10 protein-coding genes are annotated in these 18,595 nt (G+C 44.7%); all 10 read left to right on the top strand.

The window, feature by feature from the left end:
• Positions 1-555 precede the first annotated feature (555 nt).
• The 10 genes from AB4Z08_RS18370 (at position 556) to AB4Z08_RS18325 (ending at position 18,534) form a co-directional block, all read left to right on the top strand.
• Positions 556-2,280 carry a golvesin C-terminal-like domain-containing protein gene (locus AB4Z08_RS18370; RefSeq protein ID WP_441575222.1) on the top strand — a complete coding sequence of 575 codons (1,725 nt, stop codon included), beginning with the start codon at positions 556-558 and terminating at the stop codon, positions 2,278-2,280.
• Between the two features lie 58 nt (positions 2,281-2,338).
• Positions 2,339-4,135, top strand: a complete 1,797-nt coding sequence (locus tag AB4Z08_RS18365; RefSeq protein WP_441575221.1) for a golvesin C-terminal-like domain-containing protein — start codon at positions 2,339-2,341, stop codon at positions 4,133-4,135.
• Positions 4,136-4,273: 138 nt separating this feature from the next.
• Entirely contained in the window at positions 4,274-5,677 is a 1,404-nt protein-coding gene (locus tag AB4Z08_RS18360) for a sialate O-acetylesterase (protein ID WP_441575220.1), read from the top strand.
• Positions 5,678-5,924: 247 nt separating this feature from the next.
• Positions 5,925-6,323 (top strand): hypothetical protein, encoded by a 399-nt coding sequence (locus AB4Z08_RS18355; RefSeq protein ID WP_441575219.1) that lies wholly within the window; start codon positions 5,925-5,927, stop codon positions 6,321-6,323.
• A gap of 74 nt (positions 6,324-6,397) precedes the next feature.
• Positions 6,398-6,565 (top strand): hypothetical protein, encoded by a 168-nt coding sequence (locus AB4Z08_RS18350; protein ID WP_441575218.1) that lies wholly within the window; start codon positions 6,398-6,400, stop codon positions 6,563-6,565.
• A 385-nt stretch (positions 6,566-6,950) separates the two neighbouring features.
• Positions 6,951-10,178 (top strand): SusC/RagA family TonB-linked outer membrane protein, encoded by a 3,228-nt coding sequence (locus AB4Z08_RS18345; protein WP_441575217.1) that lies wholly within the window; start codon positions 6,951-6,953, stop codon positions 10,176-10,178.
• 27 nt (positions 10,179-10,205) lie between these two features.
• Complete coding sequence (locus AB4Z08_RS18340) at positions 10,206-12,290, top strand: RagB/SusD family nutrient uptake outer membrane protein (RefSeq protein WP_441575216.1); 2,085 nt, start codon at positions 10,206-10,208, stop codon at positions 12,288-12,290.
• A gap of 53 nt (positions 12,291-12,343) precedes the next feature.
• Entirely contained in the window at positions 12,344-14,620 is a 2,277-nt protein-coding gene (locus AB4Z08_RS18335) for an FAD-dependent oxidoreductase (RefSeq protein ID WP_441575215.1), read from the top strand.
• 9 nt (positions 14,621-14,629) lie between these two features.
• A complete protein-coding gene (locus AB4Z08_RS18330; RefSeq protein WP_441575214.1) occupies positions 14,630-16,348 on the top strand; it encodes a sodium:solute symporter family protein in 1,719 nt (572 codons plus the stop codon).
• Positions 16,345-18,534: a glycoside hydrolase family 95 protein gene (locus AB4Z08_RS18325; RefSeq protein ID WP_441575213.1), complete on the top strand. Its 2,190-nt coding sequence runs from the start codon at positions 16,345-16,347 to the stop codon at positions 18,532-18,534. Before AB4Z08_RS18330 ends, AB4Z08_RS18325 begins: the two co-directional genes overlap by 4 nt.
• Positions 18,535-18,595: the final 61 nt, after the last annotated feature.

Genomic DNA, 18,595 nt, shown 5'->3' with positions numbered 1-18,595 from the left:
ATTGCAACTGCCTATTGTTTACCATACTAGTGATCCTGAATCTTTGAACTAAATAGAAAATCATTCCAGTTCAATTATATCATATCTCCATAAATGAAGGAACAGGTACTGATTCCGAAGAAAAATTTGGCAAATACCAATTTCCACTGCCATTGATGGAATCAGGGAAGATTCGTATCAGAGATATTTCTATTAATGCGCTGTGTGATATCTGATAGATGAAACAGTGGGAACGTTCCCGATGCAAAAAAAATGTGAAACGATGAATCAGTGGACCTTTAGATTAATTTTGAATGTGAGTACCGCACTCAGGAAATTATAAAATCCGTTATGAAGGAAAGAGCCTGGTTCATATAAAGGCGAGTCCGCACTGTCAATTCCAGTATGTAAAAATTAAGCTTATTCTATATCCATTTTATACACAACCAAATGAAAATAAAATTCCGGCTCTTGCTATGTGCTTTGCCAATTAGTGGAGTAATGACTCAATCAGGAAAAGTTTTTGCCCAGAACGCAAACATTTCACGAATATCCGGTGATTCCAAAACGACTCATTTGCAACCATTAACGGCTATATCTCCAGACTATAAACTTGCTTATGAAGAAAATTTCAATAATAATTCATTGAATACAGCCGACTGGTATTACAGACATATAGCACGTAAACATGCCGGCGGGTTTAATCGCCGGGAGAATGTTTCAGTGGTTACCGCGGATGGTATTGGCTATCTTAATATTGCTTACAAAAAGGATAAAGACTATGATGGGGATGGTGTTCCTGACCTCAGCGGGGGAGGTGTGATATCCACGAAAACCTTTGGATATGGTTACTATGAAGCACGTATTAAATTTTATAAGGGATCTAAAGGTTTGCATGAATCTTTTTGGACGCATGGGCTGGGGGTTAGTACAAATGAAACAGGCGATACTGTATATAATGAGGCGGCAAAACGGGATAGGCTTCCTATGAATAATGTTACCACTGAAATCGATGCCATTGAGCTTGATTCGTACATAAGTTATGGGAAAACGAATTTTTGGTTCAACAAAAAGCCTTGTGATTGCCCTGCAGAATCTTCAGCCGCAGCTTTTAACCGGTTTGATTCTTCTTATATGAACCTGGATGAATGGATAAATGTAGGTTTTGAATGGTTACCCGGAATGATAAAGTATTACATAGATGGTGTGGAACGTTACCGCTATTCGTATACTACGCCGGCTTATGCGGCTATGGAGGTTTGGTTGAGTGCCCTCGCGAATACTCTTTGGTTTAAAGGGGAACCTTTACCGGATGCAAGTATGAAAGTAGATTATTTCAGGTACTACAATAAGCCACTTTATGCTAACCTGATAGGGAACTATAGTTTTGAATTTGATGGTAAACCTTCTGAATCTGTAAACAACTGGATAGTATACGACGGTATTTACAACAACGAGCAAACCGATGGTAGCCGTGTAGTATATGATGGTACTGCCTTCGAAGGGAAAGGCTACCTGCAGCAGGATGGTAAATCTACCGTTCCTTATATTTCCACCAGTTACGGAATGAGTTATATACCGAATGGCAGCTATAAACTGACTGCCTGGGTAAAAAGATCGCGAGGTATGAAAAAGGCGACCATGAGTGCCTCCAATACCGGCGCCGCAGAAATAGCTGTAAATATTCCTCCGGCTGATACCTGGACCAAAATTACACTGGACAACATCATTGTTACTTCAAACAGCGCCCTTGTTGGCTTTACAACATCAGGTGCAGATGGTGAATGGCTTAAAGTGGATAATGTTGAACTGTATGATAAATCGATGCCTAACCCTAACAAAGCATTTCCCATATTACTGCAGGAATTGGAGCCTGGGTATAGTGAATCAGGCACCTGGCGGGGAAGCGTCAATTTTAGTCCGAAGGAAGGCGGCATCTGGGGAAATGCAATAAAGGGTTATAACGGTAGTTCTGTACGTTTTTCCAAAAGTAGCCCGGATATTTATGCTCAATGGCAACCCCGCATACCGGCAACAGGCAGCTATGATGTGTACATCTATAAGCCTGTGGCAAAAGATGCCGACAATAATGCTAGAATAGAAATTAAACATGCAGATGGTATCGCCACAAAATACCTGGATTATGCTGTTGGAAAACCAGGCTGGGTATTACTGGGCACTTATAAACTAAACCAAGGTGCAACCACCTGTATCCGTAATTATTCAAATACACCAGGCCGGAACACTATTGCAGATGCCATCGCCATCACACTACCTGGTACGCCACTTCTTTTGCCTTAAATATTTATTCCTCGTTCACCGTTACGATGCGATTGCATCGTAATATTAAAACCCAGTTATGAAAATAAAAATTTTTCCTTTATCTCTTTTGGCAGTCGCTTCGTTGTTGACAGGGTCTTGCCGACGAGAACTTTTGATGTCCGATAAAACATCACTATCGGGAGCTAAACTTACCGCTACAGCACAGGCAGGTTTAGTTACGCCTATTCCTTCCGGTTATTCCCTGGCCTATGCAGAGGAGTTTAACAATAATGCGTTGAATACATCGGCGTGGTATTACAGGGAAACGGGAAATTACGTCGGAGGTTATAATAAGCGGCAGAATGTTTCGGTGGTAACGCAGGATGGTATTGGCTATCTCAATATTGCGTATCGTAACGATGTTGACTGGAATAACGATGGTGTTAATGATATCAGTGGGGGAGGGGCGATTACTTCAAAAGCATTCGGTTACGGTTATTATGAGGCGCGTATTAAATTTTATAATGGTGCTACTGGTCTTCACGAGTCTTTTTGGACGCATGGCCTGGGTATTCTTACGGGACAAACGCTTGGAACCGAGTATAAAGAAGCCGGTAAACAGGATTTGGTTCCCACAGACAATCAAATGATTGAAATAGATGCAATAGAGCTTGATGCGGCCATGAACCACGGAAAAACCAATTTCTGGTTAAGCAAAGTTTCCGAATCTACCAGCGGGGCTTTTAACCGTTACGATGCCAGCTATATGAACCTGGATGAATGGATAAATGTTGGCTTTGAATGGCTACCCAATACGGTCATTTATTACATAAATGGTATAGAGCGCTTTCGGTTCTCTCATGTAACACCTGCATATGCCGCTACGCAAGTTTGGTTATCTGCGCTGGCCAACACGACGTGGTCTAACGGCGGACAACCAGGCCCGGATGCCAGCATGAAGGTGGATTATTTTCGCTATTATAACAAACCGATATCTGCCAATTTAATCGGGAACAATAGTTTTGAATTTGGAGGGGGAGTATCTTCAGAGCAGGTCATAAACTGGGTTGTTTATGATGGTATCTATAACAACAGCACTACAGACGGTGTAAGGGTGGTTGCTGACGGTACGGCCTACAATGGAAGCACTTATCTGCAGCAGGATGCTAAGTCAGGTGTGCCTGAAATTACCACCAAACAGCTATTAGACTATATTCCTAATGGCACCTATCGCTTAACTGCCAGGGTGAAAAAAACACCGGGTATGGTTAGTGCCAGAATGCGCGCGTTTAATACGGGTGATGCAGAAAAGTACGTGGATATTCCCACTTCGGCTGAGTGGACGAAAATTGCTTTGGACAATATTGTAGTTACCTCCAATAAGGCTGTTATCGGCTTTTCTATCAATGGTCCGGACGGAGAGACCCTTAAAGTAGACGATGTACAATTATATAACAAACAGTTTGGTATACCTGAGGAATGGAGCTTAGTGATAGACAATATGGGTACAGGTTATTCTGAATCCGGTCATTGGGCAAACAGTTCGCTGCCTGGTTATCAGGGCAGCAGCACCAGGTACAGTACAGATGGGGCAGCATATGCACAATGGCAGCCCAATATGCCAAATGCAGCATATAATGACGTGTATATCTACAAGGTAGTTAATCCCGCTTCCGATCCTAATGCCAAAATTGTTATTAAATATAACGGTGGCACCACTACTAAATATATAAATTATACAACGGGCAGTTCCGGATGGGTGTTTTTAGGTAAGTATTCTTTTGCCGCTGGTACCACCGGCTATGTTCGTAATTATAATAATACATCGGGAACCAGTGCCCGTGCAGATGCCGTCTCTTTTACATTGCCCGGTAACCCGCCGCCTGCTTTGTAATGATGGCTCACGGATGTAAGCGCATGAATGCCCGCTACTGACTGTTTGTGTTTAAATATGGAATAATCGAAAAATGGAAAGCACCTTCGGGGATCATCCCGGAGGTGCTTCTTAAAAAAGAGAATAAATTATTAATACATGTCTATACTAAAACTGAGAATAATTATTCTTGTAGCATTGATCTGCTTTGTTTGCCAGGCATCCGCGAAAATAACGCTGCCTGCCATCATTGCCAGCAATATGGTATTACAACAAAAGAGTAATGTGCCACTTTGGGGAAATGCCGAAGCAAATGCCATCGTAAAAATTACCACTTCCTGGAATGCAAAAGGTTACCAGACAAAGGCGGCTCCTGATGGTAAATGGCAGCTGATGATTGAAACGCCTGAGGCTGGAGGCCCTTACGCTATCACATTTAGCGACGGAATACCCTTCACGCTGACGGATATTTTGATCGGAGAAGTTTGGGTATGCTCCGGCCAATCGAATATGGAAATGCCGATGCGGGGATTTAAAGGTATTCCTATTTTAAATTCCAATGACCTGTTAACCAAAGCCGATAATCAAAAGCTACGTTTGTTCCAGGTACAGCATGCCGTATCGGATACCCCATTAACGGAGGTTTCAGGCGCCTGGAAAGTTTCCTCGCCTGAAAGTGCCTTTACCTTTAGCGCCGTTGCATTTCAGTATGGTATGATGCTGCAGGAAATATTAAAAGTGCCGGTGGGGATTATTGAGGCCGACTGGGGAGGAACCCGGATTCAATCGTGGATGCCTGAAAACGCTATCGCCCGTTTTTCTGCTGAGAAGCCTCGGGTAGCAAAATCCAAAATAAGCCCTTATGATCCATCTGCCCTTTATAACGGCATGATTGCTCCAATAGCCGGCTTTGGAATCCAGGGTTTTCTTTGGTACCAGGGGGAAGCGAATATCCGCCAGCCTTATAATTATGACCAGTTGATGAAATCGATGGTGGCCAGCTGGCGGGAAAACTGGAAAAGAGATACGATCCCATTTTACTATGTTCAGATCGCTCCCTATAAAAATCCGAATAACGGCGATTCTGTTCCATACCTGCGCGAAAAACAACAACTGGCTCAATCTCAAATCCCCAATGTGGGCATGATAGTCACTACAGATGTAGGGGAGGAGTTAAACATTCATCCATCTGATAAAACTACGATCAGCAAAAGATTGCTTTACTGGGCATTGGCACGTACCTATAAGAAAACAGGCATCGCCTATCAAAGTCCGGTATACCCGGAAATGAAGGTGGCTGGTGATCGGGTAACCCTAACGTTCAACGATACGCCCCAGTGTTTCACCACATATGGTCGTGAAATTATCGGGTTCGAAGTTGCCGGATTGGATAAGGTTTTCTATCCTGCAACTGCAAAAAACTGGAGTAATACAATAGTGGTAAGCAGTGATAAAGTGGCCAAACCGGTTGCTGTGAGGTATGCCTTTAAGGATTTTGGTGTGGGTAACGTATATAATACTTTCGGATTGCCCGTTGCTCCTTTCCGAACCGATAACTGGTAACGATGGCAGAACATCATTTTTGCAGCAGCCTGCTGGCAGAGCAGGATGGCAGGACCACCAGCTTTGCCGGAATGAAATTGCAAAGGGTTGCATTTTAACAAATTGGATGGATAGGAACACCGCAACCGTTCCCGGCTTCAATTATTTTGGTTTACTATAAATTGTTATCCGCTTGCTTACATTTGTATAGTAGTCGTCAATATACAAATCGCACACTTTTAATGAGGGAATACAGCACTTTTATTCAGTGACAGAACATTACCTGCCGGTGTGTTTTGTCAGCCAGCTTAGAAAACGAACAATTGTCAAGGTCATGAAATTATCTCCATTATTATTATGCCTCTGCCTTTCCCTGGGATTAACAGCACAAGGTTCATCTAATGGTTTAAATGGTACATGGACTTCTTTTCCGGCTGATAAATTCGATAAAGTTAGCGTGCCTCATTGTTTTAGCATTGATCAGCGATATACATTTTATACCGGAACGGCCTGGTACTTCAGAAAGTTTAAGGCCGCGGTACCAAAAGGACATCATGTTTGGTTGAAGTTTGAGGCTGTATTTTACAAAGCGAAAGTATGGCTCAACGGCAGGCGCGTTGTGCAGCATGAAGGAGGATATACAATTTTGGAACAAATACTGAAATAACGGGTCAACCAAATAAGAACACGGCCTTGACAACCGGTGTGCTAACATTACTGATCACTAATTTATTGTAAGCTATGTACAAAGGGATATTTACCCTTGGGGCCTTGCTATGCCTGCAGGTTAGCTACGCGAAACAGTCTTTATCACCATCGGCCCTGCCGGTTAAGCGAACGATGTATTATGTAGATAACACAGCAGGGGATGATGCCAATGATGGCAAGCGTATGGAGCGGCCCTGCTAAAGTTCCTATTTATCCTATGCCATGTTCTGTTTTTGAAGGTGGCTGCCTCCGGGCAGCTACCGATTAACAGCGGTAATGATACCATGGTTGTCAATATTTTGAGCACATGGTGGCTGCCCGTAGGGAAAAGATGAAGATAGACGTGAAAGAGGCCATGCTGGCTGAATTGCCAGAGATGTAAAAAAACAGGATCAATGGGAACGTTCCCGGTAACAAAATTTCCGTAAACGTTGAAGCAGTAAGGATTTGCATTAGTTTCGAAGAACAAATACCACGCTTGAAGAGTAAACACGTTTTGAAAAATATTTAATTCTTCCACGCTTTTATGAAACATTGTCAGTATCCGGAGGAATGGGTTACGGGACTGTCGACCAAAAAAAATGATATGCAAAAAAGAATCCTGCAAGCATTGACAATGATTGTCTGCTTATTCCTATCATCTATTGCGCAAGCGCAAAAAATTACAGCCACTGCCAAGATTAAACTGGAAACAGGCGACGCGGCTGAATCTGTATCTATACTCGTGAAGGGTACAAAACAGGGAACCACCACCAATGGCAGCGGCATGTTTTCAATTGCTGCAAATCCAACAGATGTGCTGGTGATCACTTTTGTCGGATATAAGCATTTGGAGTACCAGGCTTCCAGGCTACCAGCCACTATTTATCTCCAGCCAGCCGTTGCTGACCTCAATGATTTTGTAGTCATTGGTTATGAAAGCAAAAGGAAAAAAGATCTTACTACTTCCGTAACGAAAGTGGATACAAAAAATAATACAGAAGGTGGGTATTCTAACTTTCAACAGTTGATTGGTGGCCGGGCCGCCGGCGTGCAGGTAATGGAAAACAGTGCTGAACCCGGAGGTGGTATCAGTATTGAAATCAGGGGGATAAATTCTATCAGCTATTCTACCCAGCCGCTGTATGTGATCGATGGTATTCCTTTTAATATGCCTGAAACTAATCTGTCTAATGGTGCAACAGGTCTTGCTTCTTCCAGTACCTCCAATCCACTTTCCATGCTCAATCCCGATGATATTGAAAGTATCGAGATCCTGAAGGATGCTGCGGCAACCGCCATTTATGGTTCGAGAGGATCCAATGGTGTAGTGCTTGTTACCACAAAAACGGGTAAAGTAGGGAAAATAAGAGTGACCTTAAATGCAAATCGTTCCGGTTCTATCTCTTCAAAAAATGTGAAGGTATTGGGGGCCAGGGATTATGCTACCTATGTAAATGAGGCCTGGGCATACCGCAAAGCAATTGGCTACAATACCACCGCTATACAGCCTTATCTTCCATCTGAAATTGATTCCCTTACATCGTATGATCACCAGCGGGAACTGGAGCAGGTGGCGCCAGCTACAGATATATACACCAGTATTTCTGGTGGCGATGCAAAAAATAAAGTTTTTGTCTCCGGTCAATATTATTTTCTCGACGGTATCATCCCTGGTAGTTCCATGAAAAGGTACAATGGGAAGATAACTTATGAAGGGAAACTTCATCCGGATGTTACTTTTACGGCCAGCGCCAACATCACCAATTCTGTGCGGAATGGGCAACCCAACGGTACCTTGTCTAATAAAGTATTGGGTTGGGCCCCTTCTTCACCGCTGGTTAATCCCGATGGGAACCTCAATTACCTGTCCACTTACCAGTATGGCTATGGTCAGACGACTATGGCAGATGTGGCCAGGGGAAGAGTCATTTATTATAATCCCCGGTTCGATGCCACTGCTGTCAGAGGGTTGGCAGCTACCAACCATCCTTTGGAATATGATGGGGATAAGGGCGTGAAAAACGTTTATACCGCTTCTCAGTTGCTGGCAAATTTCGGGTTGAACTGGAATGTTTCCAGGGAATTTACGGTAAGCACAAAACTCGGGATTACGAGTTTCAATAATTTGCTGGAGAATTACACGCCCAATACCTACATCAACTCCACCAGTACTTTGAAAGGCGCCGCCAGTACAGGCACCTCGCAAAATAACGGCTTACTTTACCAGGTACAGGCAAATTACAACAAGCGTTTTGGTAAAGATCACTTCTTATCGGCTTTCGCAGTAGCATCCGCTGAAAAGTTTGTATCCAAGTCGCAAACTGCGTCCACACAGGGATTTACCTCTAATATTACCAGTTATAATTCCCTTCAGTCAGGCTCCTCGCCTGGTATTCCTTATTCTTCCTATAATGGCAATCAGCTGGTATCAGGCATTATCAGTACATCTTATAATTACAAATCTACCTATTACTTCAGCGCTTCCGGCCGTGTAGATGGTACTTCCAAATTTTTAGAAAATGAGCGGTATGGGATATTTCCTGCACTGAGTGCTGCCTGGCGTATGAACCAGGAAAAGTGGTTTGCTCCGCTGCGATCTGTCATCAGCGATCTGAAATGGCGTGCCAGCTGGGGAATTGTAGGTAATCAATCTATACCATCCTATTCCACCATCGGTACATTGAGTGTGGCCAGTGTGGTATTCGGAAACACATTAAATATCGGTGTTGCACCAACCGGATTACCCAATCCAATGCTCGTATGGGAAAGGTCTACGTCTATTAACCTGGGTGCTGATATGGGGCTTTTTAACGATAGGGTTTCACTTACTGCTGAAGTGTACAGCAAGAAAACGGACGGCTTGTTGTTCAGTACCACTCCGCCATTAACCACTGGCTATGCTTCGCTTACAAAGAATGTGGCCACCCTTTCCAATGAAGGCATTGAATTTAGCGCAGGAGTGAAGATTATCAACACTAAAGATGTAAAATGGAACATAGACGCAAATATCGGTTTTAACAGGAACCGGATCGATCAATTATCAGGAGGCAATGGAGAATATCTCGACGTTAACCAGGTGGGAGGAAGTGCCTATTTATTCCGCCTGCAGCCGGGACAACCTATTGGCCAGTTTTATGGTCTGAAAACTATTGGAGTGTGGACGGATGAAACCATTAATAAAAAACCGGCTGATTTTCAGCCAGGGGTTAAAGAAGGCGCCAGACGCTATGCCGATCTAAATAATGATGGTGTGCTCAATGATGCAGACCGAACATACCTTGGCAGTGCATTACCTAAATTCTTTGGTGGATTCAGTTCCTCCATTGCTTACAAAAATTTTGAATTGTCTACATTCTTCAGCTATTCTGTAGGTAATAAAATCTTCAACTATTATGAGATTTATAACAGCACCTCTTACGGCGGCCTGGCCAATTTCCGGAAAGATCTTTTTGATCAGCGTTACAGAATGATAACACCTGATATGAGTGAAGACGAAGCTGCACGAATTCGTAAGAACAATGAAGTCACAAAAGTACAGGTGTCGGGAACCGTACTCGATCCCAGGGAATCCACTGACTATTATCTGGAAGATGGTACCTATCTGCGATGCCGTGATATTACGCTGTCATGGACGATGCCCGCATCTATTATTAAACGTTTAAAACTGTCGGGTATTAAGTGCTATGCGAATTTCCAGAACATGTTTACGCTGACATCTTATTCAGGTTATAATCCGGAAGTAAATACCGGAACCGGACTTTCCCGTGGTGTGGATGGAGGTACAACACCCGTCACCCGCTCGGTACGCCTCGGAATAAATGTTAATTTTTAATGTAAAAGCCATCTGAAAATAATCGTTATGAAAAGAATTGAAATGATGCTCATATGCGGGCTTTTATTGTGTGTTTCCTGTAAGAAATTCCTGGAGGAAGATCCCAGATCTCTCATTACGCTTACAGAATTTTACGGATCAGATGCTGATGCCATCGCCGCTGTAAACGGTGTTTATCAGGCGATGAGGACTGAAGTGATAGATATGTATACTATTCAGGCGCTCGAAATGATCTCTGATGATGGAATATTAGTGCCTACTAATATAGGCTCCAGAACGGAATTGGAAAATCTGACCTATACGTCACAACATTTTAATATCAAATCCATGTGGTCAACGCCATACCGCGTGATCGAACGAGCCAATAATGTGATCGCATATGCAAAGGACTCTTCCAAAATCACCCCGAAAATTATAACACGGGTACAGGCAGAAGCGCGGTTCCTGCGTGCCTTTTATTACTTCCGGCTGGTGCAACTTTTCGGTGACGTGCCTTTAATGACGGACCCGGCAAGCGTGGATCCGGATAACCTGAGGCCTGCGCGTACCCCGGCAGCTGACGTTTATAAAAAGATCATTGAGGACCTTCAATATGCTGAAGTAAACCTTGATGATACCTATTCCTATAATGACAATAATGGTGGCCGTGCCACAAAGGCCGCCGCAAAGACACTGCTGGGTAAAGTATATCTAACGATGGCCGGATACCCATTAAGAGACGTGTCGAAATACCAGCTGGCGGCAGATAAATTAAAAGAGTTGATAGATAACAAGGCGGTATATAAAATAGATTTGAATACAAGCTATACCAATATTTTCAGTACGGCAGCCTCCAATAAATCTGCCGATAAGGAACGGATCTTTTATACCAAAGGCACTTCCGGCATGCCAGCCAATGCATTGGCATATACACGAATGAAGTATAACTATGTCTATAGTACCATGATGAATGTTTCGTCCGCCTTTTCAAAACCATATATTTTCACGGCAGGAACAAATGGCTATAGTGACCTGGTGGGAGGAGTAAAAGTTCCTGCTGTTCAGGTAGATGATGCTATTTCCAGTGCGCTGCCCATCGGATTTACTTTCAGGTTTGGAGGATTTCCGGTAGATAAATTTTATATGAGCAGCAATGGCTTCATTAGTTTCGCATCCCGGGTGAATGCTGCACCTGTCCTTAATGTAACGAAAGATCAGGTGATCGCGCCCTTAATTGATAACCTGAACGGATATGGAGGAGAGGCTTCCTATGCCACGTCCGGTACGGCCCCTAACCGGGTATTGACGGTACAGTGGAAAAACTGGAGCTGGAGAACCGGCACCACCATCGCCAACAATATCAGCTTCCAGGTAAAGTTATATGAAGCCGACGGGAAAATTCAGATGATCTATAACCAGGCCAGTGATCCTGTCAATAGCGGTATTGCGGCGGTAGGTATGCGCACCAATAGTTTCTTTTGCAGCATCAGCAATTCCGCAACAAGCCCTGATTTTAATTGGGTAAGTAGTACCAGTGCTGTTAGCACAAGTGTGAAAAACTTTCAGCCAGGTCAGATATTTACAATTACCCCAAACCCACAGTCCGTATATGAATGGGCGGACCCCCGCATGAGTGTAAATGTAAGCAGTAACAACAGGGCCTGTAAATACAATGACGAGCTGACTACAACTGTTACTGATAATGCCGATGATTTTATCTGGTTACGTTATTCAGATGTATTGTTAATGTATGCAGAAGCATTGACCAACCTGGGCGGCGCCGCTAATACGGACCTGGCAATGTTGCAACTGAATCAGATCCGGCAGGCTCATGGTGGTACTTACGGCTCACCGGCCATGCCATTATTGGCTGATCTTACCTACAGCTCTCCCGAAGAGTTGATGAACCTGATTCGTCAGGAAAGAAGAAGGGAACTGGCCTTTGAATGCCATCGCTGGTTTGATCTAAAGCGCTGGGGGATACTCCCGGGTACTATACGCGCCCATCTGGCAGATGAATATAATCAGCCTGAAAGTGAATTCAGTTATGTTAATGACAATATGAATTTATTACCTATTCCGTATTCAGATATCGCCAATAATCCGAATCTCACTCAAAACACTGGATACTAGGTAGACATAGGGGAAGATGAATTTTATTTCAATGAATCTAAATATCATAAAAAATGCAGGTTAGCAGGGAACAGGACTACAGACACCTGAATGTTGTAAAGATGAAAGTGGATGTGGTGGTGATAGGCGGTGGACTATCGGGTGTTTGTGCCGCTATAGCGGCGGCCCGGGAAGGGCAGGAGGTAGTGTTGGTGCAGGACAGGCCTGTGCTTGGAGGCAATGCTTCCAGCGAAGTACGGCTGTGGGTATTGGGCGCTACTTCTCACATGGGTAATAACAATCGCTGGGCACGGGAAGGCGGTATTGTGGAAGAAATACTGGTGGAGAATATGTACCGTAACCCGGAAGGGAATCCGCTTATCCTGGATACTATTCTACTGGAAAAAGTAACAGAGGAAGGCAATATTACGTTGTTGCTTAATACCGCCGTATTTGATTTGCAAAAGCTGGATGCAGACACTATTTATAGTGTAGAAGCTTTTTGCAGCCAGAATCAGCTACGGTATCTCCTGGAAGGTAAAATATTTATCGATGCTTCCGGTGATGGTATTGTTGGTTTTTTGGCTGGTGCTGCATTTCGTATTGGCGCCGAATCAAAGGAGGAGTTTGGAGAACTTTTCGCACCAACAGAAGAATATGGAGAGCTCCTGGGACACAGTCTTTATTTTTATTCTAAAGACACCGGCAAACCAGTTAAATACATGCCACCCTCCTTTGCATTGAAGGAGATTACGGATATTCCGCGTTACCGCTCTTTTAATGCAAAGGAATTTGGCTGTAAACTCTGGTGGATAGAATTTGGTGGCCGGCTTGATACGGTAGCAGATACAGAAAACATTAAGTGGGAATTATGGAAAGTGGTGTACGGCGTATGGGATTATATCAAAAATTCCGGGAACTTTCCGGAGGCAGAAACGCTCACGCTCGAATGGGTGGGGCATATACCCGGCAAGCGGGAAAGCCGCCGCTTTGAGGGAGACTACATGATCAGGCAACAGGACATTGTGGAACAGCAGGCGCATGAAGATGCTGTTTCCTTTGGAGGATGGAGTATAGATCTGCATCCGGCAGATGGCGTATTCAGCGAAAAGCCCGGTTGTAATCAATGGCATAGCAAAGGCGTTTACCAGGTTCCTTACCGGTCACTATACAGTCGTAATATTAAAAACCTCTTTCTGGCTGGCCGTATTATCAGCGCCACGCACGTAGCATTTGGCTCCACCCGCGTAATGGCCACGGCTGCTGCTGCTGCACAGGTGGTAGGTACAGCTGCGGCCTTATGTAACCGCTTGCAGTTACAACCCCGGGAACTCCGGGAACAAGGACATGTTTCCACCTTGCAGCAATTATTGCTGGAACGGGGTTTTTATATTCCTAAGGTAGCGCGATTGGATACGCGTGATCTGGTGCAGTTGGCAAATGTGCAGGCCAGCAGCAAATGGGGACCTTCAGGACTGCAGGAACATGGTATCCGCCGTACGATAGATCAGTCTGTAGCGCAGATGGTGCCGCTGAAAGCGGGTAAGGTGCCGGCATTTACATTTTACGCAACCTCCAATGTGGTGTCGGAACTTACGGTTTCGTTACGTATTAGTAACGATCCCGGTAATTATACCCCTGAGATAACACTTGATCAGCATGTATTATTTATAGAGCCCGGGTACAATTGCCTGGAACTTATTTTCGATGCGGTGCTGGAAAAGGATACTTATGTATTTATCACCTTCGAAAAAAATCCACATGTTTCCCTGTATTATTCCAGGCATCGCGTTACCGGAATACTGTCGGTTTTCAACTCCGTGAATGTGGCCGTATCCAATTATGGCCGGCAGGATCCACCCCCCGGAATTGGTATGGAAGCATTTGAATTCTGGTGTCCGGAGCGCAGGCCCCAGGGACAGAATATAGCCTTTGAAATCACGGAACCATTAACGGTATTTGGTCCTGAGAATATTAAAAACGGGATTGATCGTCCTACCAACCGGCCGAATGCCTGGGTAGCTGATCTGGCAGACCCGCAACCTGCCCTTATGTTGCAGTGGGAAAAACAACAAACGATTTCCCGCATAGAGCTGTATTTTGATACCGATTTTGATCATCCCATGGAAACGGTGCTCATGGGGCATCCTGAGCATGTAATGCCATTTTGTGTAAGGAATTACGTCATTGAAGATGCGATGGGAAATGAAGTTTACAGAAAGACGGACAATTATCAGTCAAGGAACGTGGTGTTGTTACCGCAACCTTTGTGCACTGATCAACTTGTGTTAAGATGTAGTCACCCTGATGCAGACGTACCTGCGGCGGTATTTGCTATCCGGTGTTATTAAAATATTGATATGATACATTTAGATTTTATTGTTTTGGCGGTATTTGCGCTGCTGATCTTTGGTATCGGCCTCGCTTTTACAAAGGTGGGCAGCAAAAACGGGCAGGCTTTTTTTGAAGCAGGTGGTGAAACTCCCTGGTGGATCAACGGTCTTTCTTTGTTCATCAGTTATTTTTCGGCCGGCACCTTTGTTGTATGGGGTTCTATCGCGTATAAACATGGGTTGGTGGCCAATACCATTCAACTCACGATGGCTATCAGCGGGGGCATTGTAGCACTGCTTATCGCCAAACGCTGGAAGCGTACAGGTGTAAAAACGGCGGCTGAATATATTGGTAAGCGTTTCAATACCGGCACACAGCAATTCTATACTTACCTGGTGCTGGGGCTTAGTCTTTTCACCACTGCTTCTGTATTATATCCTGTAGGGAAAATGGTGCAGGTAGCCACGCCTTATTCGCTGGAAACCTGTATCATCATTATAGGGGTAATTATTGCCCTGTATACAGCTGCCGGAGGATTGTGGGCGGTGCTGGTAACAGATGTGGTACAATTTGTCATTCTTACTGCTTCGGTATTGATTGTTATACCAATTGCTTTTGAACATATAGGAGGGCCTGCTAATCTTGTTACCAAAGCACCTGAGGGTTTCTTCAAGCTGTTTAACGATGAATATACGGTTCCTTTTATGCTGGCATTTGTGGTATATCAAACCATGTATATTGGTGGTAACTGGAGTTATGTGCAACGGTATACCAGTGTAAGAAACGAAAAGAGCGCGGAGAAAGTAGCCTGGCTTTTTACGATTCTCTACCTTGTCAGTCCTGTTATATGGATGATCCCTCCCATGATTTACCGTATCATGAACCCTGATCTGGCGGGCCTTGGCGCCGAAGGCGCTTACATGATGGTTTGTCAGAAAGTATTACCGGCAGGGTTAATTGGGTTGGTGCTGGCTGGAATGATTTCAGCTACTTCCAGCAAGGCCAATACCACCATTAACCTGGCAGCTACTGTTTTTGCTACTGATATTTATAAAAAGCTGATCCGGATAGGCGCCAGTGAAAAAGAACAGATTTTGGTAGCCAGAATATTTACCGTGGTATTTGGTATTTGTACCGTGATCATCGCTTTGCTGATACCCAAAATAGGGGGTATCGTGGACTTTGTACTGAGCATAGCTTCCTTTGCGGGAGGCGCCTTGTGTGCACCCATTATCTGGAGCTTATTTTCACGGCGTCAAACGGCATTTTCTGTGGTTACCGTCACTATTACCATGTTGTTTGTAAACCTGTTCCTGAAACTGGCCCTGCCAGCAATTTTCGATGTGAGATTAACTAAAACCTGGGAAACCATCATTGGTCAGATTACGCCACTGTTGTTATTGTACAGCTTTGAAGTGTATTACAAAATGCATGGACGTATCAGTATATCCGGAATTTTGAGCGAGCCGCCAACTGAAGCAGCCAATGATATCTTACAACACCAGGCGGCTACGGCCCAAAATAAATTTGGTATTCAGGTCATTGCCATAGCGATGGCGATGGTAGGACTGGGGGTATTCATACTTGGTATAATCGCCACAAAGGCGTCGGTCATTGTGATGGGAGTGGGCAGTTGCATTTTAGTAGGTGCAGCGCTGATTGGATGGATGACAACAAAAATGAATAAAAATACTACAGCGAATGTATTACAAGAAAATGCTCAGGTAAAAGAAGGAATAGTATGAGAAAAATTTATCTACTAGCAGCCTTGCTATTTGGCTATTTTCAGTTGCTGACGGCGCAAAGCCAAAGCAGCAGGCAGGCTGAATTACAGATGATCAGCCAACGCCCCGCAACAGCCTGGCTGGAGGCTTTTCCTTCAGGCAATGGTTCGCTGGGCGCCATGGTTTTCGGAGGCACCGATACTGACCGCATTCAGTTTAATGAGAGCTCACTTTGTACAGGTACCACAGACTCCGTAGGATATTATCAGCCATTCGGAAATATTTATGTCCGCTGGGGGCACCTGGATACCAGTCATTACCAGCGACGGCTGCTACTCAACAGTGGCGTACAGGAAATCAGTTATGATCATGAAGGAACAAATTATACCAGGCAGTATTTTGTAAGTTATCCGGATCAGGCGTTTATTATGCATGCGAATGCGAGTCGCCGGGGAAAAATAAATGTAGAAATAATGCTGCGCGATGTAAGGTCTTCGGGCATACAAGTGAGCGGTCCACGGATAACTTTTGCAGGTGACTTAAGAAATACGATGAAGTATGAAGCCATTGTACAGGTAATGCACACAGGTGGCCGGATGCAGCGTACCGATTCTTCCCTGGTCATTCAGCAGGCAGATGAACTAACCCTGCAGTTAGTGGCTGGTACTAACTTTAAGCCTTTCTCTGGTTACCATTATCTGGGGGATGCACCTCATACAAAGCTTTCCGCGCAACTGGATAAATTACTGAAAAAACCGTTTAAGCAACTTCAAACGGCACATAGCCAGGATTTTTCGGCTCTTTTTAACCGGGTGGCATTGCACCTGGGCGCCACGAATGAAAGCCCTGTAACAGAGCGGCTGTTGGCATATAGCAAGAGGGCAGAAGATCCTGCATTTGAAGCCCTGCTGTTCCAGTATGGCCGTTATCTCCTGATCAGCTCTTCCCGTAAAGGAGGCTTACCTGCCAACCTGCAAGGAATCTGGAATAATGAATCGAAGCCTGCATGGTATTCTCAATATACTACCAACATTAACATTCAGATGAATTACTGGTTGGCAGAACCTACTAATTTGTCCGAATGCCATTTCCCTTATTTCGACTGGGTAGAAAACCTGGCTGCAGTAAACAAACAGAGCAACGATAGTGCATTAAAAGTTCCGGCAGGCTGGGTGGCTTATAGTACCAATAATATTATGGGAGGTCCCAGCAAATGGCGGATGCATCGTCCGGGCAGCGCCTGGCTTGTACAGCATTTCTGGGAGCACTACGCATATACCGGCGATACCAGTTTTCTCCGCCAGAGAGCTTTTCCGTTGTTAAAAGAAATTGTTCAGTATTGGGAAGCACACCTGGTTAAACGTGCTGATGGAAAACTAATTACCCCTGATGGCTGGTCACCGGAACATGGTCCGGGGAAGAAGGAAGGCGATAAGCGCCCTTATCCGGGCGCCAGTTACGATCAACAGATTGTGTACGACCTGTTCAGCAATTACCTTGCTGCAGCCGCTGTTCTTAAAACAGATGAGGTAATGCAACAGCAGGTGACTATGCTTCGGGGGAATTTAGTAGGTCCACAGGTGGGCAAGTGGGGGCAACTGCAGGAATGGATGGAGGATGTGGATGATTCCACAGATCATCATCGTCATAGCTCCCACCTTTTCGCGGTGTATCCGGGGCACTGGATCACGCCACAGCAAACACCTGCGTGGGCCAGGGCCGCAGAACGGTCATTGCTGGCCAGGGGCATGGAAAGTACGGGATGGAGTACGGCCTGGCGCATCAATATCTGGGCAAGATTAGGAGAGGGCAACTATGCACATGAACAAATGAAACGACTCATTCGGCCCGCTATTTCGGCTGGATCAGGAGAGAAAAGCGGGTTGTATCCCAATCTTTTCGATGCGCATCCACCTTTCCAGATCGATGGCAATTTTGGTTACACAGCTGGCGTAGCAGAGATGCTGTTGCAGAGTCATGAAGGAGCAATTCATTTATTGCCTGCCTTACCGGATGCCTGGCCAGAGGGGTATGTGAAAGGCCTTAAATCCCGGGGCAACGTAACGGTTGATATTTACTGGAGCGGCCACCAATTGAAAAAGGCCGTACTTAAAGCGTCGCGCACAGGTACTTACGCAGTGAGGTATGGTAATATCGTCAAACAATTTTTATTGGAAGGAGGAAAACCTCATTCGATCCATCTTTAGATTATAACTTAAATCATGATGCGATTAAGAAGGCATTTATTTTTGCCGGCAATAGAGGTAT

This window comes from Chitinophaga sp. RAB17, from assembly GCF_052114225.1.
GTDB lineage: Bacteria > Bacteroidota > Bacteroidia > Chitinophagales > Chitinophagaceae > Chitinophaga.
This window is presented reverse-complemented; position numbering and strand designations above follow the sequence as displayed.